Below are 24,168 nucleotides of genomic sequence, written 5' to 3' on the forward strand. Positions count from 1 at the left end.
AGAAGGGGGATCGGGTCCGGCGCATCGCCAGGCCCGATGGATCAACGCTTGCCGCGAACGGGCTTGCGCGCTGCGCGTGGCGCCCGAGGCGCTCGCGCATCGCCGAACCGCGACCGCGCGATGTCGCGCACCGCGTCGATCAGCGTCCGCGCGACGGGCGACGGCTGCGCATCGGTGCGCAGCACGAGCCCGACCGGCTCGTCGGTGCCCGCCGACGGCAGCGGCAGGCGCGCCAGCGCGCCGGCCGACAGATCGTATTGCGCCGCATAAAGCGGCACGAACCAGACCGCGTCGTTCTCGAGCGCCAGCGCGCGCGCGACCGATACCGACAGCACCTCGATGAAGGAATCGAGCGGCGGCGCGCCGCATGCGCCGAGCAGTTGCTCGGCGGATTGGCGGATCAACGTGCCGAACGGCGGCAGCACGACCGGATAGCGTGCGAGCTCGGTGGCCGGCGCCGCACTCGCGAGCAGCGGATGCCCGGCGCGCACGACCGCGGCGAGCGGCTCGTTGTACAACTGCTCGAACGCGAGCCCGATCATCCGTTCGGGCTCCGACAGCCGCCCGATCGCGCATTCGATCGCCCCGGATTTCAGGCGCTCCAGCAAGTCGGCGTTCGCGGCCGTCGCGATCCGCACGACGATGCGCGGCCAGCGTGCGGTCAGCGCCTTCATCAAGGCCGGCGCGAGCGAGGCCGCGACGGTCGGCAGCATGCCGATTTCCAGCGTCGCGGCGGCGGCCCCGCCCTCGCGTGCCAGCAGCCCGACGCCCTGCCGCAGCGCCAGCACGCAAGCGTTCGCGTGCGGCATGAACAGTTGCGCCTCGCGGGTCGGCTGCGCGCCGTGCCGGCCGCGCTCGAACAGCTTCACGCCGAGAATCGTCTCCAGTTCGGCGATCGTCTTCGACACGGCCGGTTGCGTGATCGACAGGCTTTCGGCCGCCTTCTGCACGCCGCCGAGCTGCGCGACCGCGAGAAAACACTGCAGGTGACGGAATTTGACGCGGCCGTCGGCGATACGGTTGCTCATAACGGATGGTTATGCGAATGACGATGAATCGCCATTTTGCATAACTTCCCGGAAAGGCCAAAGCTTTCCGGCGACGTCAGGCATGACGCCGCAGCGCGTGGAATCCGGTCGGCTCCCAGATCCGTTTCGCGATCAGCAGCGCCGTGCCGTGCTTCTGCCCGAGCGGCGCGGACGACGACTCCGCATGCAGCGCCGCGGCCTTGCTGGCAAGCCGCCGCAGTTCCTGTTCGAGCTCCGCGGCGGCAGCATCCGTCAGCATCCCTTGCAGGAACGTCATCGTCTCGCCCGGGCCGTCGAAGCGGCTGCCCAGAAAATCGTCGAGCACGTGCGCATGGAAGTAGCGGCGAATCGGCCCGCCCGGCAGCCAGTCGAAATCGCGCGCGACGCGCACGCGAATCCGGTCGCCGGGCAGCAGCGCGATCACGTTCATCCGGTCGAGCATCAGCAGGTATTTCACGCACTCGGCCTGCGTGAGGCGGTAGGCCGACACGATGTCCTGCACGGTCCAGTAGTTGATCGCGCAAACGGCGACGAGCAGCAGCTTCTCGTCCGACACCAGCAACGCCTCCTGCTGCTCGGTCAGCACACGCAGGCGCGGCGCGGACGCCGACGCCTCCTGCACGAGCTCGGCGAGCGTATAGCCGAGCAACTGCGCGATCTCCACGACGCGCTCCAGCGTGAAGCGGCCGCTCGCGAACAGCCGCTTCACGCTCGTCTCGGAGACGTCGAGCGCACGCGCGACGTCCCGGTAAGTCATGCCCTGCGCCTTCAACTGGCGCTTCAGCGTTTCGATGAGTTGGGCGGTCTCGGTCATGGCGGTATCGAAAAATGATGCTCGAGGTCGAATATTAGGCCACTCGCGCATCCACATCAGCACTTTGGGTTACTTGTCTGCATAATCCGCTCCGTCCTGTCACGCAACGACGGAGCCGAAATGACCACCCGAATCGACACAGCCGCCTGCGAACCGCACCACACCGCACCGCGCGATGCGCGCGGCACCGATCGCGCGATGCCGCTCGCCACCGTGCGCACGCTGGCCGCCGGCGCGCATGTCGGCGATCTGGTGTTCATCCGCGTGCCGGCCGGTGCGCCGGACGCCGCCGCCGGTGCGAACGGTTCGGTCGAAACATCGGGCACTTGGGCCAATCGCTTCGGCATCGTCGTCGATACGTCGGGCGCCGAACCGGTGATCGCCGAGCCGGCGGCGTTCGCGTGGACGAAGCTCACGCCGCTGTCGCGCTTCGTCGCCCGTACCGACGGCGGACGCATCGCACTGGCGCGCCGCGTCGCGGCGGCGTCGGCCGACGCGCAGCGCCACGCGCATGCGCTGGCCGAACAGCGGATCGATGCGCTGCTCGGCAGTCGCTTCAACCCGCGGGCGCGGCGTGGCTTCTGCACGCGGTACGTGACCGAGGTGCTCGGCGCCGGCCACGCGGCGACACCCGCGGCCCTGCTGCGCAGCGGCGCGCTGGCGCTCGAATTCGACGGGATCGTGCTCGATCCCGGCCGTCCATGACGACGGGCACGCTCGGGGAGACCGGATAACAACGAGAACGAACGACAAAAAACAGTGACGGGCTGGCTGGAGGGCCGTGCACGGGGTCGTCGCCGACGACGCGAAGCCCGATCGCTTTTTTCCGCCGGACAGGCTTTCTGTCCGGCGGAATTTTCATTGTGGGGAAGTACATAACGAACCGTTATGCGATTCGCGAAAAAAGGTCATTTTGCATAACTTTCCGGATTGGCTAAAGTCGTGCCATCCACTTCGCGAAAAAACCTGACAGGAGACGCCCGATGGATTCCCCCACGATCCTCACGCCGCGCGACTGGCCGTCGCATCCGGCCTATGTTCACCCCGAGTACCGTTCGTCCGTGAAGCGCGGCCCGACCCGCCCGCTGATTCCGCTGAAGGAGAAGCTGCGCGACCAGTACGCGCCCGTCTACGGCGCGGAAGATCTCGGCGCGCTCGACCACGACCTGACGAAGAACGCCGTGAAGAACGGCGAGCCGCTGGGCGAGCGGATGGTCGTCACCGGCCGCGTGCTCGACGAAGGCGGCAAGCCCGTGCGCAATACGCTCGTCGAGGTGTGGCAAGCCAACGCGGCCGGCCGCTACGTGCACAAGGTCGACCAGCACGACGCGCCGCTCGATCCGAACTTCCTCGGCGCCGGCCGCTGCCTGACCGACGACGAAGGCCGCTACCGCTTCCTGACGATCAAGCCCGGCGCGTATCCGTGGGGCAACCATCCGAACGCGTGGCGCCCGAATCACATCCACTTCTCGCTGTTCGGCGATTACTTCGGCTCGCGTCTCGTCACGCAGATGTACTTCCCCGGCGATCCGCTGCTCGCGTACGACCCGATCTTCCAGGGCACGCCGGAAGCCGCGCGCGAGCGCCTGATCTCGCGCTTCTCGATGGACATCACCGAAGAAGGCTATGCGCTCGGCTACGAATTCGACATCGTGCTGCGCGGCCGCGACGCCACCCCGATGGAGCGCTGAACCATGACGACGCTGAAGCAAACCCCTTCGCAGACGGTCGGCCCGTACTTCGCGTACGGCCTGTGTCCGCAGCAATACGGCTACGACCTGAAAAGCCTGTTCACGCCGACGATCGCCGCCGCGCACGCCGAAGGCGAGCATGTGCTGCTGGTCGGGCAGGTATTCGACGGCGACGGCAACGTCGTGGGCGACGCGGTGCTCGAATTCACGCAGGTGGACGCCGCGGGCCGCTACCCCGCGTCGCGCGACGACGTCGCGAAATCCGGCTTCACGGGCTTCGCGCGGGTCGGCACGGGCACCGATCCGCAGCAGCGCTTCGTCGTCGAGACGGTGAAGCCGGGCCGCGTCGCCGCCGACGAGGCGCCGCACATCAACGTGACGGTGATGATGCGGGGCATCCTCACGCATGCGTTCACCCGCGTGTACTTCGACGACGAAGCCGCCGCGAACGCGGTCGACCCCGTGCTGAACGCGGTGCCGGCCGAGCGCCGCGCGACGCTCGTCGCGAAACGCGACGCGCAGCCGGGCCGCCCGGTCGTCTACCGCTTCGACATCCGCATGCAGGGGCCGGAAGAGACCGTATTCTTCGACGTTTGACGCATGCGGCAGGCTTCGCCTGCCACCGCACCGCCGTGTGGCGCGATACCGACCGGCATCGCGCCACACGGCGTTTTGGGTCACCTTCGATGATGCGCCGCGGCGTGATGGACGGTGGCTGCGGACGTCTGGCGTCATTGGCTTCCCGTGCCGAGATCGAACGCGCGATCGAAACGCATGCTGCGACAGCACATCAATCATGTGGGCGACACGATATCGTTTGCGCGTTATGCGGCGTATGCTTCGTTATCCACCACGAGCATGCAGAATTGAATCGTACGAAGAAACAATGGCAGGGATGATGCGCGACGCCGCCCGGCAGGCGGCCCGCGCATTTTTTCAGACAGAGTGCCTTTGAACGCGTCTGGCCGAAGTTGGCGGACGCGTATTTTTTTGGTGCGTTTTTGGCGCGGCGGCCCACGCAAGCGCGTGGCTCGTGCCGAATCCTGGCGTCTAGCGACGAATCTCGAGATACCGGCTTGGCGTGTCGCCCAGAATGCGGCGAAACGCCGACGTGAACGCGCTCGCGCTCGCATAGCCGAGATCGAGCGCGACGCGCGTCACCGGCTGCCCGTCGGTCAGGCGGGAAATCGCCGCGAGCATGCACACCTGCTGGCGCCAGGCCGCAAAACTCACGCCCGTCTGCGCGCGGAACTGCCGCGTGAACGTGCGCCGGCTCACGCCCGCGTCGGCCGCTACCCGATCGAGATCGGCCGCGATCGACGGCGCCGCGAACAGGTGCCGGCACACGTTCGCCAGCCGCGCGTCGGCCGGCAGCGGCGCATGCAGCGACAGGCGCGGCATCGTCGCGATTTCGGCGACCAGCAGATCCATCAGCTTGCCCGCGCGGCCGTCGACGTCGTACATCGCAGGCAGGTCGATCGCGTCGTCGATCAACTGCCGCAGCAACGCCGACACCCCATACACGCCGCATTGCGCGGGCAGGCCGGCCGCCTGCGCGGCGTCGGCGGACACGAACACGTTGAGCATCGTGACCGGCCCCCCGGCCATCGTCATTTCGTGCCGTACGCCGGCCGGCACCCAGCACGCGCGCTGCGGCGGCACCAGCCAGCGGCCGTGCGGCGTCGACACGCTGATCGTGCCGCGCGACGCGAACGCGAATTGCCCGCGCACGTGTGCGTGATCCGGAAACGTCGTGCCCGCCGCAAAGTCGTTGGCGGTCACGACCACGCTCCGGGGAATGTGTTCGTAGGGATCCAGCAGCGTATTTCTCACGGCCCGAATTCCATCATCAATGACCCGATAGCGAAGGCCGGCCGCCCTCGAACGATCGACGATCCGCTCCACCGTTGCGCGACCTCGCGGCCGCGACCACCGTCGTCGATGCGGCGCCGATGGCCCGCACCTGCCCGCGGCGGCATCCGCTCGCCGGCATCGACGTGCCGCGCCATGCGGGCCGCTATCCGATGAACGAGACACCGCTCGCGCGGGGCGCGGCGATGGATGCGTTCGTCGCGACGGCCCGCCCCGTCGCGATCGGCTGACCGGCCGCGCGCCGGCGGCATCGTCACGGCACGCATCAGCGCAGCATGAACGACATCGCCGACAGGCTGTTCAGCGTGCGCACCGCGTCCTCGACCGATGGCCCGTCGAAGCGCAGCGTCACCGCATCGACGCGTTCGAGCGACGGCAGCACGCAGAACAGGTCGGCAAGCGCGGCCGTCTGCACGCGCAGCGTGCACGCGGCCGGCGCGGGCCGATGCGCGCCGGCGCGCACGCCGGCCGACAGCGCCCGCGCGACCGTTTCGCGCGCCGCGGCCGCGATGCGCGCGCACGACGCGGACGGCGTGAGCGTCTCGCCGCTCGATGCGCCGCCGGCCGTCTTGACCGTCTCGAAGCGCGCGTCGGGAAACAGCGGCTGCGTTTCGTCGGCGAATACGTCGTCGCCGGTCGCGAGCGCGACGTGCGCGCCGTATTCCCGCGCCAGCGCGCCGTACAGCCCGGCTTCGCCGAGCTCGACGCCGTTCAGCCACACCTGCGTGAATGCAAAGCTGTTGATCGTGTGCGCGAGCACGCCGCGCGTCTGCGATTTCGCGTGATAGCCGATCATGAATACGAGATCGGGCTGCTGTTCGAGGCCCGTCATCATGCCGAGCGTACGCGGCTTGCCGAGCACGACACGCGCCCGCGCATCGAGCCCGTCGGGCAGCAGGTTGCGAAAGCCGCCGTGCGAGTCGTTGACCCAGACGGCCTGCGCGCCGCCAGCGAACGCACCTTCGATCGCCGCGTTCGCCTCGGCGGTCATCCAGCGGCGCGCGCGTTCGTATTCCGGATTGCCGGCACGCGTCTGCTCGGCGGCGAATACGCCGGCGACACCCTCGATGTCGGTCGAGATCAGGATCTTCATGACTGGGTCGGATGCCCTTCGTTATCTTCGTTGAACAAGCGCTCGAGATCGGGCACCACGTCGCGCAGCGATTGCCGCACGTGGCCGTCGCGTCCGGCGACCGTCACCGCCTGCAGCAACGCGTCGGCGATCGCGTGCTCGACGCTTTCGGCCGCGGCCATGAACAGCGGGTCGAGCGCCGCATCGGCGACGAGGGCCGGCAGCGCGATCGTCGACGCGTCATGCGCAATCGTGTACGCGGTCGAGAAGGCAAGCGCGATGTCGCCGCTGCCATGCCCGTAGACGGAGCCCGTACGGGCCAGTCCGGCCCCCGCGCGGCGCGCGAGCCGCGACAGTTGCCGCGCGTCGAGCGGCGCATCGGTGGCCAGCAGCAGGATGATCGAGCCCTGCTCGGGCGGTGCAGCGTGCGCGGCTTCGGCCGCGCGCCGTTGCGCGACGATGCGCCCGAGCGGCACGCCGCCGAGTGTCAGCATCGACAGCCGGCCGAAATTCGCGAGCACGAGCGCGCCGACCGTATACGGCCGGCCGGCCGCAACGGCCACGCGCGACGCGGAACCGATCCCGCCTTTCAGGTCGAAGCACGACATCCCGCGCCCGGCGCCCACCGCGCCGCGTGCGACGTCCCGCGATGCCGCTCGGCATGCGTCGTCGTAATGCGCGGCCGTGACCGCGAAGGCCTGGATATCGTTCAGGTAACCGTCGTTGCACTCGAACACGAGCGGATTGACGGTCGGCCAGTCGCGGCCGATCCGCGGATTCGCCGCGATCGCCGCGCGAATCTGCGCGTGGGCGACCGCGCCGACGCCGAACGTATTGGTCAGCGCGATCGGCGTATCGAGCGTGCCGAGTTCGTCGACCTGCACGAGCCCCACGCTCTTGCCGAAGCCGTTGATCACGGCCGCGCCGGCCGGCACCTTGCCGCGGTACACGTCGCCCGGATGCGGCTTCACGACGGTCACGCCCGTCTGCACGCTGCCGGCATCGAGCGTGCAATGGCCGACGGTCACGCCCGGCACATCGGCGATCGTGCCGCGCGGCCCGGCCGGCAGCGTCGCCGCCCACATCGATGCAGCCCGCATCAACGGCGCTCCAGCTTCGGGTCGAGCGCGTCGCGCAGCCCGTCGCCGAGCAGGTTGAACGCGAGCACGGTGAGGAAAATCGCGAGGCTCGGGAACACCGCGATGTGCGGCGCCGTCACCATGTCCGCGCGCGCCTCGTTGAGCATCGCGCCCCACTCCGGCGTCGGCGGCTGCGCGCCGAGCCCGAGGAACGACAGGCTCGCGGCCGTGATGATCGACGTGCCGATGCGCATCGTGAAGTAGACGACGACCGACGACACGGTGCCCGGCAGGATGTGCCGCATGATAATCGTCCAGTCCGATGCGCCGATGCTGCGCGCGGCCTCGACGTAGGTCATGTGCTTGAGCATCAGCGTGTTGCCGCGCACGAGCCGCGCGAACGCCGGGATGCTGAAGATCGCGACCGCGCAGATCACGTTGATCATCCCGTTGCCGAGGATCGCGACCACGCCGATCGCGAGCAGGATGCCCGGGAACGCGAACAGCACGTCGGCCACGCGCATCGTGATGCGGTCCCACCAGCCTTCGTAATAGCCGGCAAGCAACCCGAAGAACGTGCCGATCACCGCGCCGAGCGCCACCGAGAAGAAGCCGGCGGCCAGCGAAATCCGCGTGCCCGCGACGATCCGGCTGAAGATGTCGCGGCCGAGCGAGTCGACGCCGAACCAGTGCACGGCCGACGGCCCCGCGTTCAGCGCGTCGTAGTCGAAATAGTTTTCCGGATCGAACGGCACGATGTGCGGGCCGACGAACGCGAGCACGACGAGCGCCAGCACGAAGCCGCCCGCGACGAGCGCGATGGTCTGCTTGCGGAACTTGCGCCAGAATTCGCGCCACGGCGTGCGGATCGCGGTCGGTGCGGCCGGCGCCGCGGGCTGGACAGTCGCGTTCATGCGCGCCTCACTTGAACCGGATGGTCGGGTTGATGACCGCGTACAGCACGTCGACGGTCAGGTTGATCAGGATGAATTCCAGCGAGAACAGCAGGACGATCGCCTGGATCACCGGGTAGTCGCGCATCGTCACCGCGTCGACGAGCAGGCGCCCGAGCCCCGGCCAGTTGAACACGGCCTCGACGACGATCGAGCCGCCGAGCAGGAAGCCGAACTGCAGCCCCATCATCGTGACGACCGGGATCATCGCGTTGCGCAGGCAGTGCTTGAGCACGACCATCGGCTCGTGCACGCCCTTCGCGCGCGCGGTGCGCACGAAGTCCTCGTTCAGCACCTCGACGAACGACGCGCGCGTGAAGCGCGCCATCACCGCCGCGACCGCCGCGCCGAGCGTCAGCGACGGCAGCACGTAGCTCTTCCACGTGCCGTCCGGCACGACCGGCAGCCAGCCGAGCTTCACCGAGAAGATCTCCATCAGCAGCATGCCGAGCGCGAACGCGGGAAACGAGATGCCCGACACCGCGAGCGTCATCCCGAGTCGGTCGGGCCAGCGATTGCGCCAGACCGCCGACGCAATGCCGATCGCCATGCCGAACAGCGTGGACCACACCATGCTGACGAGCGTGAGCAGCAGCGTCGGCATGAAGCGCTCGCCGATCTCGGTCGACACCGGCCGCTTGCTGCGCGTCGACACACCGAAATCGCCGTGCGCGATCTTCGCGAAGAAGCGCGCGAATTGCGCGGGCAGCGGCCGGTCGAGCCCGAGATCGGCGCGCACGAGCGCGACGGTCGCCTCGTCGGCTTCGGGGCCGGCCGCGAGCCGCGCCGGGTCGCCCGGCAGCAGATGCACGAACAGGAACACCAGCACCGCGACGATCGCGAGCGTGGGCAGCAGGCCGAACAGGCGTTTGACGAGGAAATTCAGCATGGGACACCGATCGAATCAGCGCACCGGCGGCTCGCGCCGCCGGCACTGCGTGGCGGGCAAGCCGCCGTCATTTCACCGAGATCTCGTCGAAGTTGAACGAACCGTCCGGCATCACGTATGCGCCCTGCAGCCGCTTGCTGCGCGCATACACGATCTTCTCCTGCACGAGGAAGATCCACGGCGCATCGGCCCAGATCTGCTTCTGCGCATCGGCGTACAGCTCGGCCTTCTTCGTGCGGTCCACCGTCTCGAGTGCCTTCGTCAGATCGCCGTCGACCGCGTCGTTCTTGTAGTACGCGGTGTTGACGAGCTTCGGCGGCGCCGACGCGCCGGCCAGCAGCGGCGTGATCGCCCAGTTCGCTTCGCCCGTCGACGACGACCAGCCGATGTAGTACATCCGCACCGGCGCCTTCGCCGGATCCGGCGCGCTCTCGACCTTCGCGACGCGTTCGCCGGCTTCCAGCGCCTGCACCTGCACCTTCACGCCGACCTGCGCGAGCTGCTGCTGCACGAACTGGATCGCCTTCTGCGACGTCGAGTTGTTATACGCGGACCACAGCGTCGTCTCGAAGCCGTTCGGATAGCCGGCTTCCTTCAGCAGCGCCCGCGCCTTCGCCGGGTCGTACGGCCAGGGCCCGAGCTTCGTCGCGTAATCGACGCCCTGCGGCACCACGCCGGTCGACGGCGTCGCGAAACCGGAAAACGCGACCTTCGCGAGCGCTTCCTTGTTCACCGCGTAGTTCAGCGCCTGGCGCACCTTCGGGTTGTCGAACGGCTTTTGCAGCATGTTCAGCGACACGTAGCGCTGCACGATCGACGGCCGCTCGACGACGTCGACCTTCGGGTTGCTCTTCAGGTCGGCCGCCTGCTCGAACGGAATGCGGAACGCGAAATCGGCTTCGCCCGTCTTCATCAGCGCCGCGCGCGTGTTGTTGTCGACCACCGGCTTCCAGTCGATCGCGTCGATCTTCGGGTAGCCCTTCTTCCAGTAGCCGGCGAACTTCTTCACCTTCAGGTCGTCGGTCTGCTTCCACTCGACGAACTCGAACGGGCCGGTGCCGACCGGATGCAGCGCGATGTCGCGGCCCCACTTCTTCAGCGCGGCCGGCGAAATCATCACGGCCGACGGGTGCGCGAGCGTGTTGATGAACGCCGAGAACGGCTCGCGCAGCGTGACCTTCACCGTGGTCGGATCGACGGCCTCGGTCTTCTCGATCACGCGGAACATGTTGTAGCGCTTCAGGTGGTTCGCGGGATCGGTCACGCGGTCGAAGTTCGCCTTCACGGCCGCCGCGTTGAAATCGGTGCCGTCGTGGAACTTCACGCCCGAGCGCAGCTTGATCGTGTATGTCTTCGCGTCGGGGCTGGCTTCGTAGCCGGTCGCGAGCACGTTGACGAGCTTCATGTCCTTGTCGAAGCCGAACAGCCCCTGGTAGAACGACTTGACGACGGCCTGCGACACCGTGTCGTTCGCGTCGTACGGGTCCATCGTCGTGAAGGTCGAATCCACCGCCATCACCGCGGTCTGCTGCGCGAACGCGGGCAGCGCGGCCGACAGCGCGAACGCGCCGGCGAGCGCGACGAAGCATGCGCGCGGACGAAACATCGGAAACGGATGCTGCTTGTTCATGTTGCTGGGCTCCTATCGGTGAATCGGTGACGCCTCACGGGCGTTTCGGTTTCGACTGCCTGCCGGTTCGTGCGCCGTCATCGCAACGCACGACTCCACTACTCAATACGCGCCGCCGACGCGATGCGTCGCGACGTAATGATCGGGGCCGACCGCGACGAGCGGCGCGACGACGGGCTCGTCGCCGACCGCGCGGATCGGGCTCGGAATCTCGTCGGCCGCGAGCTGGCGCGGCGCATGCCGGCGCGCGGGGTCGGCCACCGGCACCGCGCTCATCAGCTTCTTCGTGTACGGATGCTGCGGCGCCTCGAACACCGCGCGGCGCGGGCCGATCTCGACGATCTGGCCGAGATACATCACCGCGACGCGATGGCTGATACGCTCGACCACCGCCATGTCGTGCGAGATGAACAGGTACGCGACGCCGAGTTCGCGCTGCAGGTCGAGCATCAGGTTGACGATCTGCGCCTGCACCGACACGTCGAGCGCCGACACCGACTCGTCGGCGATCACGACCTTAGGGTTCAGCGCGAGCGCGCGCGCGATCGCGATCCGCTGGCGCTGGCCGCCCGAGAATTCGTGCGGATAGCGGCGCGCGGCTTCCGGCGGCAGGCCGACCTTGTCGAGCAGCCAGTCGACGCGCGCCTGCGCTTCACGGCCGCTCGCGACGCCGTGCACGAGCAGCGGCTCCATGATCGAGAAGCCGACGGTCAGGCGCGGGTTCAGCGACGCGAACGGGTCCTGGAAGATGAACTGGATGTTCCGCCGCAGCGCCTGCAGGTCATGCCCCTTCATTGCGCTGATGTCGCGACCGTCGAATTCGATCGAGCCGCTCTGCGATTCGACGAGGCGCAACAGCGAGCGGCCGGTGGTCGACTTGCCGCAGCCCGATTCGCCGACGAGCGCGAGCGTTTCGCCCGCGCGCAGCTCGAAGCTCACGCGCTCCACCGCATGCACGTACTGCGACACGCGGCCGAACACGCCGCTCTTCACCGGAAAGCGCGTGACGAGATCGCGCACGCGCAGGATCGGCGGCGCGGCGTGATCGACGAGCGGCTGCGCGTCGTTCGCGGCGGACGCCGCGGTCGGGGCCGCGGCCGTCGCGCTCGTGCCGTCCACCTTCAGCAGCGGGAATTTCTCCGGCGCGTCGGTGCCCTGCATCGAGCCGAGCCGCGGCACGGCCGCGAGCAGCGCCCGCGTGTAGCGATGCGCGGGCGTCGCGAAGATGCGGTCCGACTCGCCCTCCTCGACCTTCTCGCCGCGATACATCACGAGCACGCGGTCGGCCACTTCGGCCACCACGCCCATGTCGTGCGTGATGAAGATCACGCCCATGTTCATTTCGTCCTGCAGCCCGCGGATCAGTTGCAGGATCTGCGCCTGGATCGTCACGTCGAGCGCGGTCGTCGGCTCGTCGGCGATCAGCAGCGCGGGCCGGCACGACAGCGCCATCGCGATCATCACGCGCTGCCGCATCCCGCCCGACAGTTGGTGCGGATAGCGCGCGAACACGCGGCGCGCTTCCGGGATGCGCACGAGATCGAGCAGCCGCAGCGCTTCCGCGCGGGCTTCGGCCGCGCTCTTCGACTGGTGCAGCGCGATCGCCTCGCTGATCTGGTCGCCGACCGTAAACACCGGGTTCAGCGACGTCATCGGCTCCTGGAAGATCATCGCGATGTCCGCGCCGCGGATGCCGCGCATCGTCGCGGCGCTCGCCTGCGCGAGATCGACCAGCGCGCCGCCACGGCGCCGGAACGCGATCCGTCCGCTCGTGATCTCGCCGCCGCCGTGCTCGACGAGCCGCATCAGCGCGAGCGACGTGACCGACTTGCCGGAGCCCGATTCGCCGACGATCGCGAGCGTCTCGCCGCGATCGACGTGAAACGACACGTTGCGCACCGCGTCGAACGTCGCGCTTTCGCGGCGGAACGTGACCGACAGGTCGTCGACGGCCACCACGCGCTGCTCGGGCAGCGCCAAGGCCGACGGGTTACGGCTCGAAGTCATCGCGTATCTCCTCGTGCGATCCGGTTTCAGGCCGCGTCGTCGCGGTAGATGCCGACGACCGGCGCTTCCCCGACGCGCGCGTAGCCGCGGTACATCCCTTCGGTGTTGAACGGCATCGCGACGTTGCCGTGCGCGTCGACCGCGATGATCCCGCCGCGGCCCGCCAGGCGCGGCAGCTTGTTCATCACGACGTCGTGCGCGGCGTCGGCGAGCGACGCGCCGCGATACGCGATCTGCGCGGCGACGTCATGCGCGGTCGCGAGCCGGATGAACGTCTCGCCGGTGCCCGTCGACGAGACCGCGCAGGTCGCGTCGTCCGCATAGCAGCCGGCGCCGATGATCGGCGAATCGCCGACGCGCCCCGGCTGCTTGTTCGTGATGCCGCCCGTCGACGTCGCCGCCGCGATATGGCCATGCACGTCGCACGCGACCGCGCCGACCGTGCCGTGCTTGCGGTCCGGATCGAGCGGTTCGGCGGGTTGCGGCTGCGACTGGCCGAACACGAACGTCGCCGCATCGTGATCGAGCATCGCGCCGGCCGCCGCGCGCGCCTTGACCCACTGCGCATGCCGCGCTTCGGTGTCGAAGTAGCCGGGTTCCACGAGCTCGAGCCCCTGCGCGGCCGCGAATGCGTCGGCGCCCGCGCCGGCGAACAGCACGTGCTCGCTCGCCTCCATCACGCGCCGCGCGGCGAGTACGGGATTGCGCACGCGGGTCGCGCAGCAGATCGCGCCGGCGCCGAGCGTCGCGCCGTCCATGACCGCCGCGTCGAGTTCGTGCTTGCCTTCAGCCGTATACACGGCGCCGCGCCCGGCGTTGAACAGCGGGCAATCCTCGAGCATCCGCACCGCGACGGTGACGGCGTCGAGCGCGCTGCCGCCGTCGGCCAGCACCTGTTGCGCGGCCTGCAGGATCGCGGTGAGTTCGGCGCGGTACCGACGTTCGGTGTCGGTATCCATCGCTTCGCGCAGGATCGTGCCTGCGCCGCCGTGAATCGCGACGATCGCGGGTGAAGTCATGATTTTTTCGGACGGGGGGAAGAAGGGTTGGCGGCCGGCAGCGCCGCTTGCGGCTGCACGAGCCACGGCAGCAGGAATTCGGTCATCTCGGCGGCGGATTTCGCGGACCGGTGCGTGCGCAGCGCGACCGCGTCGATCAGCGCCTCGATCATCGTCAGCACCGCGGCCTCCGACGTGGCGGCAAAACGCCGCTCGGCCTTGACGTACAGGTTCAGCGACGCGATCGGCGCGAGCGGCGATTGCGGGCCGTCGGAGATACCGAGCACGCGCGCGCCGCGCGCGGCCGCACGACGGGCCAGCTCGATCGTGTCCTTCACGTAGCGCGGAAACGCGAGCGCGATCACGAGATCGCGCGAATCGGCGGTGTACAGACGTCGCGCCGCATGCGACGGGCCGCCGAGCAGCGCGAGCGACTGCACGCTGTCATGGCAGACGGACAGTCCGTGCTCCATCAATCCGGTCAGAAACGCGCTCGACCCGGCGCCGAGAATCAGCACGCGCCGTGCGCCGACGATCGCCTCGACCGCCGCCTCGACGTCGGCCGCATCCAGTTGCGCGCGCGTGTTCTCGATGTTGGCGACAGCCTGGTCGAACACCGCATCGATCCAGACCGCGCCGCGTACGCCGGGCTCCTGCTCCTGCGCCGAACGCAGCCGCTCGACCGGCCCGAGCGTGGCCTCGAAGCCGCGCACGAGCGCCGCGCGCATCGCCGGATAGCCGTCGAAACCGAGCGCCTTCGCGAAGCGGTTCGCGGTCGCGATCGACGCATTCACGGCCTGCGCGAGCTCGTCGATCCGCATCGTCGCCGCGCGAAACGGGTTCGCCAGCACGAATTCGCCCATGCGCCGGTGAATCGGCGTCATCAACGGCATCGCCGACGCGATCCGCTCGGCGATCGCGGGTTCGTCGTGACTGACATCGGGCGGAACGAGAGGCGTCATGCGAAGGGTTGTTGCAAGGTTCGATGAAAATGAATTTACACAATCTGATGGCAGGAAAAAAATAAATTTTCATCAGGGTTGTCACGCCCCGCCCGCCTTCGTCAGCCGTCCGCGAGATCGCCCGCCCGCGCCGCACGGGCCTTTGACGGACGACGGCCTTCCGTCCCGGCCCCTGTGTTTGGCGCATCGTCATCGGGAAAACCCCAAGCAAGTTCGTTCGAATGCAGATTCACGTTGACCGGATTCGCATTCGAACATAGGATGTTCGAAAATGATCAGTCGTCAGATAACATTGCAGTGTGACGACGACCAAATGTTCGCTCGAACACCGTGGATCCGATATAAACCGGTACAAACCGGCTCGGATCAAGATCGGACATCGTACGAACGAAAACGAAACAAGCCATCCCGACGGATGGCCCTCATGGACCGGGCAGGCGCCGCGCGCCCGCCCTGCCTGACAGGAGACAGCAGTGAAGACAGTCAAGGCGTTGCGCTGGTGGATCATCGTGCTCGTGTGTCTCGGCACGATTCTCAACTACCTCGCACGGAATTCCCTCGCGGTGCTCGCGCCCGAGCTCAAGCAGGTGTTCGCGATCTCGACGCAGCAGTACTCGTATATCGTCGGCGCGTTCCAGATCGGCTACACGATCATGCAGCCGGTATGCGGGTTCATCGTCGACCTGATCGGGCTGCGGCTCGGCTTCGCGCTGTTCGCGATGCTGTGGTCGGTGGTCGGCGTCGCGCACGGCTTCGCGTCCGGCTGGCTGTCGCTCGGTATCCTGCGCGGCTTTCTGGGCCTGTTCGAGGCGGCCGCGATTCCGTCGGGGATGAAGGCCGTCGCCGAATGGTTTCCCGACCGCGAGAAATCCGTCGCGGTGGGCTACTTCAACGCGGGCACGTCGCTCGGCGCCGCGATCGCGCCGCCGCTCGTCGTGTTCATCTCGATGCGGTTCGGCTGGCAGGCCGCGTTCATGGTCACCGGCGCGCTCGGCTTCATCTGGGCCGCGCTCTGGTACACGCAGTACCGGTCGCCGGCCGACCATCCGCGCATCACGGCGCGGGAACGCACGCTGATCCGCGACGGCCAGGCCACGATGCCGCCCGTGTCCAGGCGCCGCGTCCGCGACGTCGTCACCGCCCGGCGCTTCTGGGCGATCGCGCTGCCGCGCTTCTTCGCGGAGCCCGCATGGCAGACTTTCAGCTTCTGGATTCCGCTGTATCTCGCGACCGAGCGCCACATGCCGCTCACGCAGATCGCGGTGTTCGCGTGGATGCCGTTTCTCGCGGCCGACCTCGGCGGCATCGCCGGCGGCTACCTGTCGCCCTACCTCGCGAACCGCTTCAAGCTGCCCCTCGTGTGGTCGCGCGTCGCCGGCGTCGCGCTCGGCGCGGTGCTGATGCTCGGGCCGGCGATGATCGGGCTCGTGTCGTCGCCGTACACCGCGATTGCGCTGTTCTGCGTCGGCGGCTTCGCGCACCAGATGATCTCCGCGCTCGTCAACACGCTGTCGGCCGACGTGTTCGATTCCGAGGAGGTCGGCACCGCCAGCGGCTTCGCCGGGATGGCCGCGTGGATCGGCGGCCTCGGCTTCTCGCTGCTGGTCGGCGCGCTCGCCGACAAGATCGGCTATGCGCCGCTGTTCGCGTGCCTCGGCCTGTTCGACATCATCGGCGTCACGCTGCTCGCGGTGCTGATCCGCGGCCAGTCGAAGCAGGAACGCCTGCTCGCGCAGCACGCCTGAGCTCCGTTTTCACCAGGAATCGCCTTATGACTTCGCTCCTTCATCCGCCCGTGTTCCGCGTCGCCAGCCACCACGCGAACCGCGTGCTGCTCGCGTCCGATACGGGCGCCACCCTCGAAATCTTCGTGCTCGAGGACGACATCGTGCGCTTGCGCGTGCTGCCCGACGCGACGGCGCGCACCCCGCGCACGTGGACCATCGCGCCCGGCCTCGACGACGTGCCGCTCGACGGGCGCGACCGGCTCGACCTGAGCGGCTTCGCGCTGCCCCACTACGACTTCGCCGAAGACGACGACGGCGTGCGGATCGAAACCGCGCAGATCCGGCTCGCGGTGCGCCGGCAATGCGGCCATTGCACGTGGTCGATGCGCGGCGCGGACGGCGCATGGCGCGTCGCACTCGCCGACCGCGCGACGCAAGCGTACAACTTCGGCTGGTGGGACGATCGTGCGTATCACTACGTCGCCCGCGAGCGGGGCGACAAGGTATTCGGCCTCGGCGAACGCGCGGGCGAACTCGACCGCACGGGCGCGCGCTTCGAGATGCGCAACATCGACGCGATGGGCTACAGCGCGAAGCACACCGACCCGCTTTACAAGCACATCCCGTTCTACATCACGTGGTCGCCCGATGCGCGCCAGGGGTTCGGGCTGTTCTACGACACGCTGTCGGACTGCACGTTCGACATGGGCCGCGAACTCGACAACTACCACGGGCTCTATCGCTACTTCGTCGCCGAACACGGCGATCTCGACTACTACTTCATCGCGTCGCCCGATACGCCGCTCGCGGCCGCGCGGCGCTTCACGTGGCTGACCGGGCGCCCCGCGCGCACGCCGAAATGGGGGCTCGGCTATTCGGGCTCGACGATGAGCTACACCGATGCGCCGGACGCGCAGCAGCAGATGAACCAGTTCGTCGAGCAGTGCGACGCACACGACATCCTGTGCGATTCGTTCCACCTGTCGTCGGGCTATACGTCGATCGGCGCGAAGCGCTACGTGTTCAACTGGAACCGCGACAAGTTTCCCGACGCGCAGGGTTTCGTGCAGCACTATCGCGACCACGGCATCCGCCTGTGCGCGAACATCAAGCCGTGCCTGCTGCGCGACCATCCGGCCTTCGACGACGCCGCGAAGCGCGGCCTGCTGATCCGCTCGGCCTGCGGCGAGCCCGCGTGGGTGCAGTTCTGGGACGAGGTCGGCGCGTACGTCGACTTCACGCAGCCGGACGCCTACTGCTGGTGGCGCGAGCAAGTCACGTCGGCGCTGCTGGAATACGGGATCGAGTCGACCTGGAACGACAACAACGAATACGAGATCTGGTCGCCCGACGCGATCGCGCACGGCTTCGGCCAGCCGTTTCCGGCGCGCGAGGCGAAGGTCCTGCAGACGATGCTGATGATGCGCGCGTCGCGCGACGCGCAGCGCGCGCATGCGCCGGCGCGGCGGCCATTCCTCGTGTCGCGCTCCGGCGGCGCCGGCATGCAGCGCTACGTGCAGACGTGGTCCGGCGACAACTACACGTCGTGGGAAACGCTGCGCTACAACCTGAAGATGGGCCTCGGGCTCGCGCTGTCGGGCGTATCGAACATCGGCCACGACATCGGCGGCTTCTCCGGCCCCGCGCCGTCGCCGGAGTTGCTGCTGCGCTGGGTGCAGTTCGGCATCTTCATGCCGCGCTTCAGCATTCATTCGTGGAACGACGACGGCACCGTCAACGAACCGTGGATGTACCCGGAGATCACCGCGCAGATCGCGTCGCTGATCAAGCAGCGCTACCGGCTGCTGCCCTACCTCTATCACCTGCTGTGGTTGTCGACGACGCGCTACGAGCCCGTGCTGCGGCCGACCTTCGCCGACTTCCCGGGCGACGCGCGCTGCTACGACGCGTGCGACGACATGATGCTCGGCGACGCGCTGCTGGTCGCGCCGGTCGTCGATCCCGGCCAGTCCGAGCGCACGGTGTATCTGCCGTCGGGCGCACGCTGGACGTGCTGCGCGAGCGCGCAATCGTTCGACGGCGGCGCGAGCGTGACGCTGCCCGCGCCGCTCGACACGCCGGTGATGCTGCTGCGCGAAGGCCGCGTGCTGCCGCTGAACGTCGCGGAACAGCACTTCGGTGCGCGCGCCGACACGCGCGGCTTCCTCGTCGCGCCACGGATCGAGGACGGCGTCGCGTACGGCGAATGCATCGAGGACGACGGCGAAACGGAAGCGTGGCGCGACGGCGAATACGGACTGTGGCGCATCGAGACCGGCCGCGAAGCATCCGGCGCGCTCGGTGTGTCGGTCCGCTGGGACGGCCGCCCGGCGCGCCCGGCCGACCGTGTCGAGATCCTGCTGCCCGCGTCGCTGCAAGGCCCGGTGGCCGTGCGCGGTGCGCGCGTCGAGCAGGATACGCGGGACGGCGCATGGCGCCGCCTCGTCGTCGCGTTCGACCATTGAACCGCTGAATCGCTGAGGCCGAAGCCAACCCGATCAGGCGGGCCGTCCGCGCGGCCCGCCGCCTGCCACAGAGGAGGCATTCAACCTCCCGCCCCCTTGAAAAGATGAAGAGACCCGGAGATCGACAATGACAGCACCCGTGAACCGTTATGCAATCCTCATTTTATCGGCCGCGTCGCTCGGCACGACCGCCGCCCATGCGCAGAGCAGCGTGACGCTGTACGGCGTGGTCGACGATTCGATCGCGTACGTGAACAACCAGCAGGGACACTCGAACGTCTATATGCGCGACGGCAACCTGTATGCGTCGAAGTTCGGGCTGCGCGGCGACGAGGATCTCGGCGGCGGCACGCACGCGATCTTCGACCTGCAGGCCGGCTTCAACCTGAATACGGGCGCACAGGCCGCCGCAGGCACGATCTTCAACCGCCAGGCCTTCGTCGGCCTGCGCAACGTTCGCTACGGCACGGTCACGGCCGGCCGTCAGTACACGCCGTACTTCCTGTTCGTCGGCCCGTACGCGTCGAGCAGTTGGCTGACCGGCGCCACCGGCGCGCATCCGGGCGACATCGACGGCCTCGACACGACGATCCGCGTGAACAACTCGGTCACCTATACGTCGCCGACCTTCGCCGGACTCACCGCGAGCGCGATGTACGCATTCGGCGGCATCGCCGGCGCGACCGGCAAGGGCAACACGTTCAGCGCCGCGCTGCGCTACGCGAACGGGCCGATCGGGATCGCGGCCGGCTACCTGCGGATCAACAGCTCGGGTTCGTCCGCAGGCTTCCAGAATCCGGCCACCGCAGCGTCGGGCAGCTTCGCGGTATCCGTGCTGAACCAGGGTTATCTGACCGCGAAGGCCGTCGAACAAGTCGCGGCGGCCGGCAACTACACGCTCGGCGACCTGACGATGGGGCTCAACTATTCGAACGTGAAGTACCTGCCCGGCAACGGCTCGGCCTTCACCGACACGGCCGTGTTCAACACCTACGGCGCGCTCGCCGCGTACCGCTTCACGCCGACGTTCTCGGTGGCCGGCGCATTCGCGTACACGCTCGCATCGAAGGCGAACGGCGTCGCGAGCGCGGCCCGCTATCAACAGTATTCGCTGAAGGAGTCGTACAGCCTGTCGAAACGCACGACGCTCTACGCGCTGCAGGCGTACACGCATTCGAGCGGGCAGACGCTCGGCGCACAAGGCGCCGGGCACATCGTCGACGCGGCGCCGATCGTCGGCGATTCGCAGCAGCTCACGCCGTCGACGACGCGCGGCCAGTTCGTCGGCATGGCGGGGATCGCCGTCACGTTCTGAACCCGCCGGGCGGCCCTTCGGCACGCTCTCCACGCCCCGGACGATGCGCACCCTGCATGCGCCGTCCGGGCGCCTCATAGACGTTCTCCACGACGTTTCCCCGTCCCGCCACCAGCCCGCCCGGCGCAGCGCGCCGGTTTTCCCGATCGCCCCGATACCTTACAATTCGTCAGGTTCGATTCCCTCTGCATACCCGTTCTTGCAGTCCTGACACCGCGGTACACTCGACGCATGCCGTATCAGGGTCCGACGCGCGACGTGCGCGCCGGGCGGCGTTGCGCGTCGTTGCGCCCACAACTGGATACCCGCCATGCCGGATCTCCGTCCCTCGCCTCGCACGACATTCAAGCCGCAGGTCGTCCTGCCCGCGCTCGCCGTGATCGGCGCGCTGCTCGTCGTGTGCGCGCTGCACCCGAGCGAAGCCGGCGCGCTGTTCCTCGCCGGCCAGCAATGGGTCATCGCACGTTTCGACTGGTTCTACGTGCTCGCCGTCACCGGCTTCCTCGTGTTTCTCGTGCTGATCGCCGCCAGCGACTTCGGCAAGATCCGGCTCGGCCCCGACGATGCCGAACCCGAATTCAGCTTCGTGTCGTGGACGGCGATGCTGTTCGCGGCCGGCATGGGCATCGGCCTGATGTACTTCGGCGTCGGCGAGCCGATGCAGCATTTCCTGAAGCCGCCGACGGTCGCCCCCGGCACGCCCGATGCCGCGCGCGAGGCGATGCTGATGACCTTCTTCCACTGGGGCTTCCATGCGTGGGCCGTCTACGGGCTGATGGGGCTCGTGCTTGCGTACTTCGGCTTCCGCTACAACCTGCCGCTGACGCTGCGCTCGGGGCTGTATCCGGTGCTGCGCGAGCGCATCGACGGCTGGATCGGCCACACGGTCGATGCGTTCGCGCTGGTCGGCACGGTCGCCGGCATCGCGACGACGCTCGGCTACGGCGTGATGCAGCTGAGCGCGGGCCTGCATACGGTCGCCGGCTGGGATACGGGCGGCAACCTGTTTCGCATCGGGCTCGTCGCGCTCGTCGTGATCCTCGCGGGCGTTTCGGCCGCGACCGGCCTCGACAAGGGCGTGCGCCGGCTGTCCGAGCTGAACCTGCTGCTCGCGTTCCTGCTGCTCGCGTTCGTGGCCATCGCCGGCCCGACGGCATTCCTGCTGCGCGCGCTCGCCGACAATATCGGCCAGTACCTGTCGAGCCTCGTCGACCTGTCGTTCCGCACCTATGCGTACGCGCCGCCGCGCGAGGAAGGCTGGTTCGGCGGCTGGACGATCCTCTACTGGGCGTGGTGGGTGTCGTGGTCGCCGTTCGTCGGCATGTTCATTGCGCGAATCTCGCGGGGCCGCACGATCCGCCAGTTCGTGATCGGCGTGCTGCTCGTGCCGACGGCGTTCAACCTCGTGTGGATGACGGTGTTCGGCAACAGCGCGATCTGGCTCGATACGCACGGCGCGGCCGGCGCGCTCGCGCAGACGGCGACCAGCGTCGATGCGCTGCTGTTCCGCTTCTTCGATTTCCTGCCGTTGCCGCAACTGCTGTCGATCGTCGCGATCGTGCTGATCGCGGTGTTCTTCGTCACGTCCGCGGATTCGGGCGCGTTCGTGATCGACCAGATCGCGACGCGCGGCAGCGCGCATTCGCCGGTCTGGCAGCGGCTGTTCTGGGCCGCGTTGCTCGGCGTGACGGCCGCGGTGCTGCTCGTCGCGGGCGGGCTCGGCGCATTGCAGGCGATGACGCTGATTGCCGCGCTGCCGGTCGCCCTCATCATGCTCGCGCTCTGCTATGGGCTGTGGCGCGGGCTCGCGGCCGACCGCGCGCACTATTCGCAGGACGTCGCACCCGCGACGAGCTTCTGGACCGGCCAGCACTGGCGCCATCGCCTGACGCACATCCTGCGTCAGACGACCGAGGCCGAGGCGCGCCAGTTCGTCGCGGAAACGGTCGAGCCCGCGCTGCGCAGGGTCGCCGACGAGTTGCGCGCGAGCGGCGTCGATGCGCACGTGCAGCGCGACAGCGACGATGCGGTGCGGCTCACCGTGCCGACCGCCGACCATCGCGATTTCGTGTACGGCGTGCGCGTCACCGCGAAATCCGCGGCCGCGTTCCTGGTGCGCGAGGCGGCCGAGCCCGACGCGTCGCGTGCGCACGTGTATGGCATCGTCACGTTCTTCGAGGATGGCCGGCTCGGCTACGACGTCGAATACCTGCGCGGCGACGAAGTGATCGCCGACGTGCTGCGCCAGTACGAACGCTACGTGTCGCTCGCGGCAGACACGCGCACGCATCTGCTGAGCCGCGCGCCGGGGCACGCGACGGAGGCCGAATGAGCGGGCTGCTGCACAGCCGCGCGGCCGACGTCATCGCGCTCGCCACGCTCGCCGTGCTGTACCTCGGCGGCGGCGCCATCGCGCTGTGGCGAATCCGCGCGGCGCCGCCGCGCGGCAAGATCTACTGGATCGTCTGCGCGGCGCTGCTCGCCGGCGGCGCCGTCGCAATGGCCGGCAACCTGGCGCCGGTGCCGAACAGCGGCGAAATGCCGCCCGGTTTCGCGCTCGGCGTGGAGGCCGTCCTGCTCGGTCTCGTGCTGGCGGCCGGCGGTTGCGCGTGGTTGATGCTGCGCGCGCGTAAACGCTGACGCACGCACGTCGCGCGGCCCTGCTTCGTCACGCGAGTGCGCATCATCCCGGTGCGGACGGGCGGCCAGGGCTTCCCTGATCCGCTTCCGCGGCTTTCACGCTACACATCAGGCAGACGGCGCGCGCGCCGTCACCAGCCAGCACGCCGCATCGAACCGCACCTCGGCGCCATGCACGTACGGCTCGAACGCCGCGCGCGTCGTGTCGATCACGCGCTGCCGCGTTGCTTCGTCCGCCTTCAGCAATGCGAGGCCGACGGGGCCCAGCCGGGCGATGTAGTCGTCCAGCGCGGACGCCGGCAGCACACACGCGCGGTCGACCGGCTCGATCGCGACGTCGGCCCAGCCGCTGTCCGACAGCACCGACGCGATCCGCTGCCGGTCGCCGAACGCGAACTGCCCCGGCGCGCCGGGCTGGCGCGCGGGCAGGTTCGGCAACAGCGGCGCGGCCGCCCGCTCGGCCGTCGTCATGAACGGGTTGTCGGCCGCGCCGCGCCACGCGACGAACCGCATCCGCGCGCCGGGCCGCGCCGCATGCCGCAGGTTCGCGAACGCCTGCACCGGGTCGTCGAAGAACATCACGCCGAGGCGCGACACGAACAGGTCGACGCTGGCAGGCTCGAACGCATGCGTCTGCCCGTCCGCGCACACGAACCGGGCGCGCACGCCGCTGCGTTCTGCACGCGCGCGGGCAGCGTCGATCATCGGCGCCGAAATGTCGATGCCCGTGCACTGCGCGCCCGCGCCGAGCCGCCGCGCGATCGCGAGCGTGACCGCGCCCGTGCCGCAGCCGACATCGAGCACGTGCATTGCGGACGACGCTGCCGCGGCATCCGCCAGCAGCGTTTCGAACGGCTCGAACATCCGGTCCATCAGCGCCTGCGCATCGACCCATGCGCGCCCCGACGGACCGTTCCATAGCGCGGATTGCGCTTCGTTGGGCCGGTTGGCTTCCATCGTCGATTCCCTTCCGATTCGTTGATGACGAACCGGACGATACTGCTTCAAGCCGGCTTGAAGTCAAGG

The 24,168-nt window shown here is 68.6% G+C and carries 21 protein-coding genes; 9 read left to right on the forward strand and 12 right to left on the reverse strand.

The genetic code is table 11. From position 1 onward, the window contains the following. Positions 1-41: 41 nt before the first annotated feature. Together pcaQ and WS64_RS21120 are read right to left on the reverse strand one after the other, a co-directional pair. On the reverse strand, positions 42-1,028 hold the full coding sequence (pcaQ, locus tag WS64_RS21115) for a pca operon transcription factor PcaQ (protein ID WP_060967608.1): 987 nt from the start codon (positions 1,026-1,028) through the stop codon (positions 42-44). Positions 1,029-1,104: 76 nt separating this feature from the next. Continuing rightward, positions 1,105-1,842 (reverse strand): helix-turn-helix domain-containing protein, encoded by a 738-nt coding sequence (locus WS64_RS21120; RefSeq protein WP_059582244.1) that lies wholly within the window; start codon positions 1,840-1,842, stop codon positions 1,105-1,107. Positions 1,843-1,962: 120 nt separating this feature from the next. Here WS64_RS21120 and WS64_RS21125 point away from each other — a divergent pair, with 120 nt between their 5' ends. The 3 genes from WS64_RS21125 to pcaG all read left to right on the forward strand — a co-directional run bounded on the left by WS64_RS21125 (position 1,963) and on the right by pcaG (position 4,130). Beyond that, positions 1,963-2,547, forward strand: coding sequence for a YiiX/YebB-like N1pC/P60 family cysteine hydrolase (locus WS64_RS21125; protein ID WP_060967609.1), 585 nt, complete (start codon positions 1,963-1,965; stop codon positions 2,545-2,547). Positions 2,548-2,825: 278 nt separating this feature from the next. Further along, positions 2,826-3,533 carry a protocatechuate 3,4-dioxygenase subunit beta gene (pcaH, locus tag WS64_RS21130; protein WP_011547893.1) on the forward strand — a complete coding sequence of 236 codons (708 nt, stop codon included), beginning with the start codon at positions 2,826-2,828 and terminating at the stop codon, positions 3,531-3,533. Between the two features lie 3 nt (positions 3,534-3,536). After that, the gene (gene pcaG, locus WS64_RS21135) at positions 3,537-4,130 is read left to right on the forward strand and encodes a protocatechuate 3,4-dioxygenase subunit alpha (RefSeq protein ID WP_060311080.1); all 594 of its coding nucleotides are present in this window, start codon (positions 3,537-3,539) and stop codon (positions 4,128-4,130) included. A 453-nt stretch (positions 4,131-4,583) separates the two neighbouring features. Here the strand turns inward: pcaG and WS64_RS21140 are convergent, their stop codons facing one another. After that, a complete protein-coding gene (locus WS64_RS21140; protein WP_060967610.1) occupies positions 4,584-5,366 on the reverse strand; it encodes an AraC family transcriptional regulator in 783 nt (260 codons plus the stop codon). A 74-nt stretch (positions 5,367-5,440) separates the two neighbouring features. On the opposite strand from WS64_RS21140, the gene WS64_RS21145 reads away from it, so the two are divergent. Continuing rightward, on the forward strand, positions 5,441-5,635 hold the full coding sequence (locus WS64_RS21145) for a hypothetical protein (protein ID WP_059639338.1): 195 nt from the start codon (positions 5,441-5,443) through the stop codon (positions 5,633-5,635). 35 nt (positions 5,636-5,670) lie between these two features. Here WS64_RS21145 and WS64_RS21150 read toward each other — a convergent pair whose 3' ends face one another. The 8 genes from WS64_RS21150 to WS64_RS21185 all read right to left on the reverse strand — a co-directional run bounded on the left by WS64_RS21150 (position 5,671) and on the right by WS64_RS21185 (position 14,995). Beyond that, on the reverse strand, positions 5,671-6,498 hold the full coding sequence (locus tag WS64_RS21150; RefSeq protein WP_059639337.1) for a M55 family metallopeptidase: 828 nt from the start codon (positions 6,496-6,498) through the stop codon (positions 5,671-5,673). Continuing rightward, positions 6,495-7,577, reverse strand: a complete 1,083-nt coding sequence (locus WS64_RS21155; RefSeq protein WP_060967611.1) for a DmpA family aminopeptidase — start codon at positions 7,575-7,577, stop codon at positions 6,495-6,497. The genes WS64_RS21150 and WS64_RS21155 overlap by 4 nt, the downstream gene beginning before the upstream one ends. After that, positions 7,577-8,470 carry a glutathione ABC transporter permease GsiD gene (gsiD, locus tag WS64_RS21160; RefSeq protein WP_059582264.1) on the reverse strand — a complete coding sequence of 298 codons (894 nt, stop codon included), beginning with the start codon at positions 8,468-8,470 and terminating at the stop codon, positions 7,577-7,579. Before gsiD ends, WS64_RS21155 begins: the two co-directional genes overlap by 1 nt. A 7-nt stretch (positions 8,471-8,477) precedes the next feature. Continuing rightward, positions 8,478-9,398 (reverse strand): glutathione ABC transporter permease GsiC, encoded by a 921-nt coding sequence (gene gsiC / locus WS64_RS21165; protein ID WP_059582267.1) that lies wholly within the window; start codon positions 9,396-9,398, stop codon positions 8,478-8,480. Positions 9,399-9,465: 67 nt separating this feature from the next. After that, a complete protein-coding gene (gsiB, locus tag WS64_RS21170) occupies positions 9,466-11,028 on the reverse strand; it encodes a glutathione ABC transporter substrate-binding protein GsiB (RefSeq protein ID WP_060311085.1) in 1,563 nt (520 codons plus the stop codon). 102 nt (positions 11,029-11,130) lie between these two features. Next, complete coding sequence (locus WS64_RS21175; RefSeq protein ID WP_060967612.1) at positions 11,131-13,035, reverse strand: dipeptide ABC transporter ATP-binding protein; 1,905 nt, start codon at positions 13,033-13,035, stop codon at positions 11,131-11,133. Between the two features lie 26 nt (positions 13,036-13,061). Continuing rightward, complete coding sequence (locus WS64_RS21180; RefSeq protein ID WP_060967613.1) at positions 13,062-14,054, reverse strand: isoaspartyl peptidase/L-asparaginase family protein; 993 nt, start codon at positions 14,052-14,054, stop codon at positions 13,062-13,064. Then, positions 14,051-14,995 (reverse strand): MurR/RpiR family transcriptional regulator, encoded by a 945-nt coding sequence (locus WS64_RS21185; protein WP_059639331.1) that lies wholly within the window; start codon positions 14,993-14,995, stop codon positions 14,051-14,053. Before WS64_RS21185 ends, WS64_RS21180 begins: the two co-directional genes overlap by 4 nt. 473 nt (positions 14,996-15,468) lie before the next feature. On the opposite strand from WS64_RS21185, the gene WS64_RS21190 reads away from it, so the two are divergent. The 5 genes from WS64_RS21190 to WS64_RS21210 all read left to right on the forward strand — a co-directional run bounded on the left by WS64_RS21190 (position 15,469) and on the right by WS64_RS21210 (position 23,142). After that, positions 15,469-16,740: an MFS transporter gene (locus tag WS64_RS21190; RefSeq protein WP_059582281.1), complete on the forward strand. Its 1,272-nt coding sequence runs from the start codon at positions 15,469-15,471 to the stop codon at positions 16,738-16,740. 26 nt (positions 16,741-16,766) lie between these two features. Continuing rightward, positions 16,767-19,187: a glycoside hydrolase family 31 protein gene (locus tag WS64_RS21195; RefSeq protein ID WP_060967614.1), complete on the forward strand. Its 2,421-nt coding sequence runs from the start codon at positions 16,767-16,769 to the stop codon at positions 19,185-19,187. 127 nt (positions 19,188-19,314) lie between these two features. Further along, positions 19,315-20,502 (forward strand): porin, encoded by a 1,188-nt coding sequence (locus WS64_RS21200; RefSeq protein ID WP_059639328.1) that lies wholly within the window; start codon positions 19,315-19,317, stop codon positions 20,500-20,502. Between the two features lie 310 nt (positions 20,503-20,812). Then, positions 20,813-22,834 (forward strand): BCCT family transporter, encoded by a 2,022-nt coding sequence (locus WS64_RS21205; protein WP_060967615.1) that lies wholly within the window; start codon positions 20,813-20,815, stop codon positions 22,832-22,834. Next, complete coding sequence (locus tag WS64_RS21210) at positions 22,831-23,142, forward strand: hypothetical protein (RefSeq protein WP_060967616.1); 312 nt, start codon at positions 22,831-22,833, stop codon at positions 23,140-23,142. Before WS64_RS21205 ends, WS64_RS21210 begins: the two co-directional genes overlap by 4 nt. A 108-nt stretch (positions 23,143-23,250) precedes the next feature. On the opposite strand, the gene WS64_RS21215 is transcribed toward WS64_RS21210, so the two are convergent. Further along, positions 23,251-24,099, reverse strand: a complete 849-nt coding sequence (locus tag WS64_RS21215; RefSeq protein ID WP_060967617.1) for a class I SAM-dependent methyltransferase — start codon at positions 24,097-24,099, stop codon at positions 23,251-23,253. Between the last annotated feature and the right edge of the window lie 69 nt (positions 24,100-24,168).

The sequence above is a fragment of the Burkholderia anthina genome (assembly GCF_001547525.1).
Classification (GTDB): domain Bacteria; phylum Pseudomonadota; class Gammaproteobacteria; order Burkholderiales; family Burkholderiaceae; genus Burkholderia; species Burkholderia semiarida.

What these genes read in the sequence shown, in the direction of transcription:
- gsiB (WP_060311085.1), bottom strand. Translation starts at nt 11,028, where the DNA reads ATGAACAAGCAGCATCCGTTTCCGATGTTTCGTCCGCGCGCATGCTTC.
- gsiD (WP_059582264.1), bottom strand. Translation starts at nt 8,470, where the DNA reads ATGAACGCGACTGTCCAGCCCGCGGCGCCGGCCGCACCGACCGCGATC.
- WS64_RS21120 (WP_059582244.1), bottom strand. Translation starts at nt 1,842, where the DNA reads ATGACCGAGACCGCCCAACTCATCGAAACGCTGAAGCGCCAGTTGAAG.
- WS64_RS21215 (WP_060967617.1), bottom strand. Translation starts at nt 24,099, where the DNA reads ATGGAAGCCAACCGGCCCAACGAAGCGCAATCCGCGCTATGGAACGGT.
- WS64_RS21125 (WP_060967609.1), top strand. Translation starts at nt 1,963, where the DNA reads ATGACCACCCGAATCGACACAGCCGCCTGCGAACCGCACCACACCGCA.
- WS64_RS21180 (WP_060967613.1), bottom strand. Translation starts at nt 14,054, where the DNA reads ATGACTTCACCCGCGATCGTCGCGATTCACGGCGGCGCAGGCACGATC.
- WS64_RS21175 (WP_060967612.1), bottom strand. Translation starts at nt 13,035, where the DNA reads ATGACTTCGAGCCGTAACCCGTCGGCCTTGGCGCTGCCCGAGCAGCGC.
- pcaH (WP_011547893.1), top strand. Translation starts at nt 2,826, where the DNA reads ATGGATTCCCCCACGATCCTCACGCCGCGCGACTGGCCGTCGCATCCG.
- WS64_RS21155 (WP_060967611.1), bottom strand. Translation starts at nt 7,577, where the DNA reads ATGCGGGCTGCATCGATGTGGGCGGCGACGCTGCCGGCCGGGCCGCGC.
- WS64_RS21200 (WP_059639328.1), top strand. Translation starts at nt 19,315, where the DNA reads ATGACAGCACCCGTGAACCGTTATGCAATCCTCATTTTATCGGCCGCG.
- WS64_RS21205 (WP_060967615.1), top strand. Translation starts at nt 20,813, where the DNA reads ATGCCGGATCTCCGTCCCTCGCCTCGCACGACATTCAAGCCGCAGGTC.
- WS64_RS21210 (WP_060967616.1), top strand. Translation starts at nt 22,831, where the DNA reads ATGAGCGGGCTGCTGCACAGCCGCGCGGCCGACGTCATCGCGCTCGCC.
- WS64_RS21185 (WP_059639331.1), bottom strand. Translation starts at nt 14,995, where the DNA reads ATGACGCCTCTCGTTCCGCCCGATGTCAGTCACGACGAACCCGCGATC.
- pcaQ (WP_060967608.1), bottom strand. Translation starts at nt 1,028, where the DNA reads ATGAGCAACCGTATCGCCGACGGCCGCGTCAAATTCCGTCACCTGCAG.
- gsiC (WP_059582267.1), bottom strand. Translation starts at nt 9,398, where the DNA reads ATGCTGAATTTCCTCGTCAAACGCCTGTTCGGCCTGCTGCCCACGCTC.
- WS64_RS21150 (WP_059639337.1), bottom strand. Translation starts at nt 6,498, where the DNA reads ATGAAGATCCTGATCTCGACCGACATCGAGGGTGTCGCCGGCGTATTC.
- WS64_RS21195 (WP_060967614.1), top strand. Translation starts at nt 16,767, where the DNA reads ATGACTTCGCTCCTTCATCCGCCCGTGTTCCGCGTCGCCAGCCACCAC.
- pcaG (WP_060311080.1), top strand. Translation starts at nt 3,537, where the DNA reads ATGACGACGCTGAAGCAAACCCCTTCGCAGACGGTCGGCCCGTACTTC.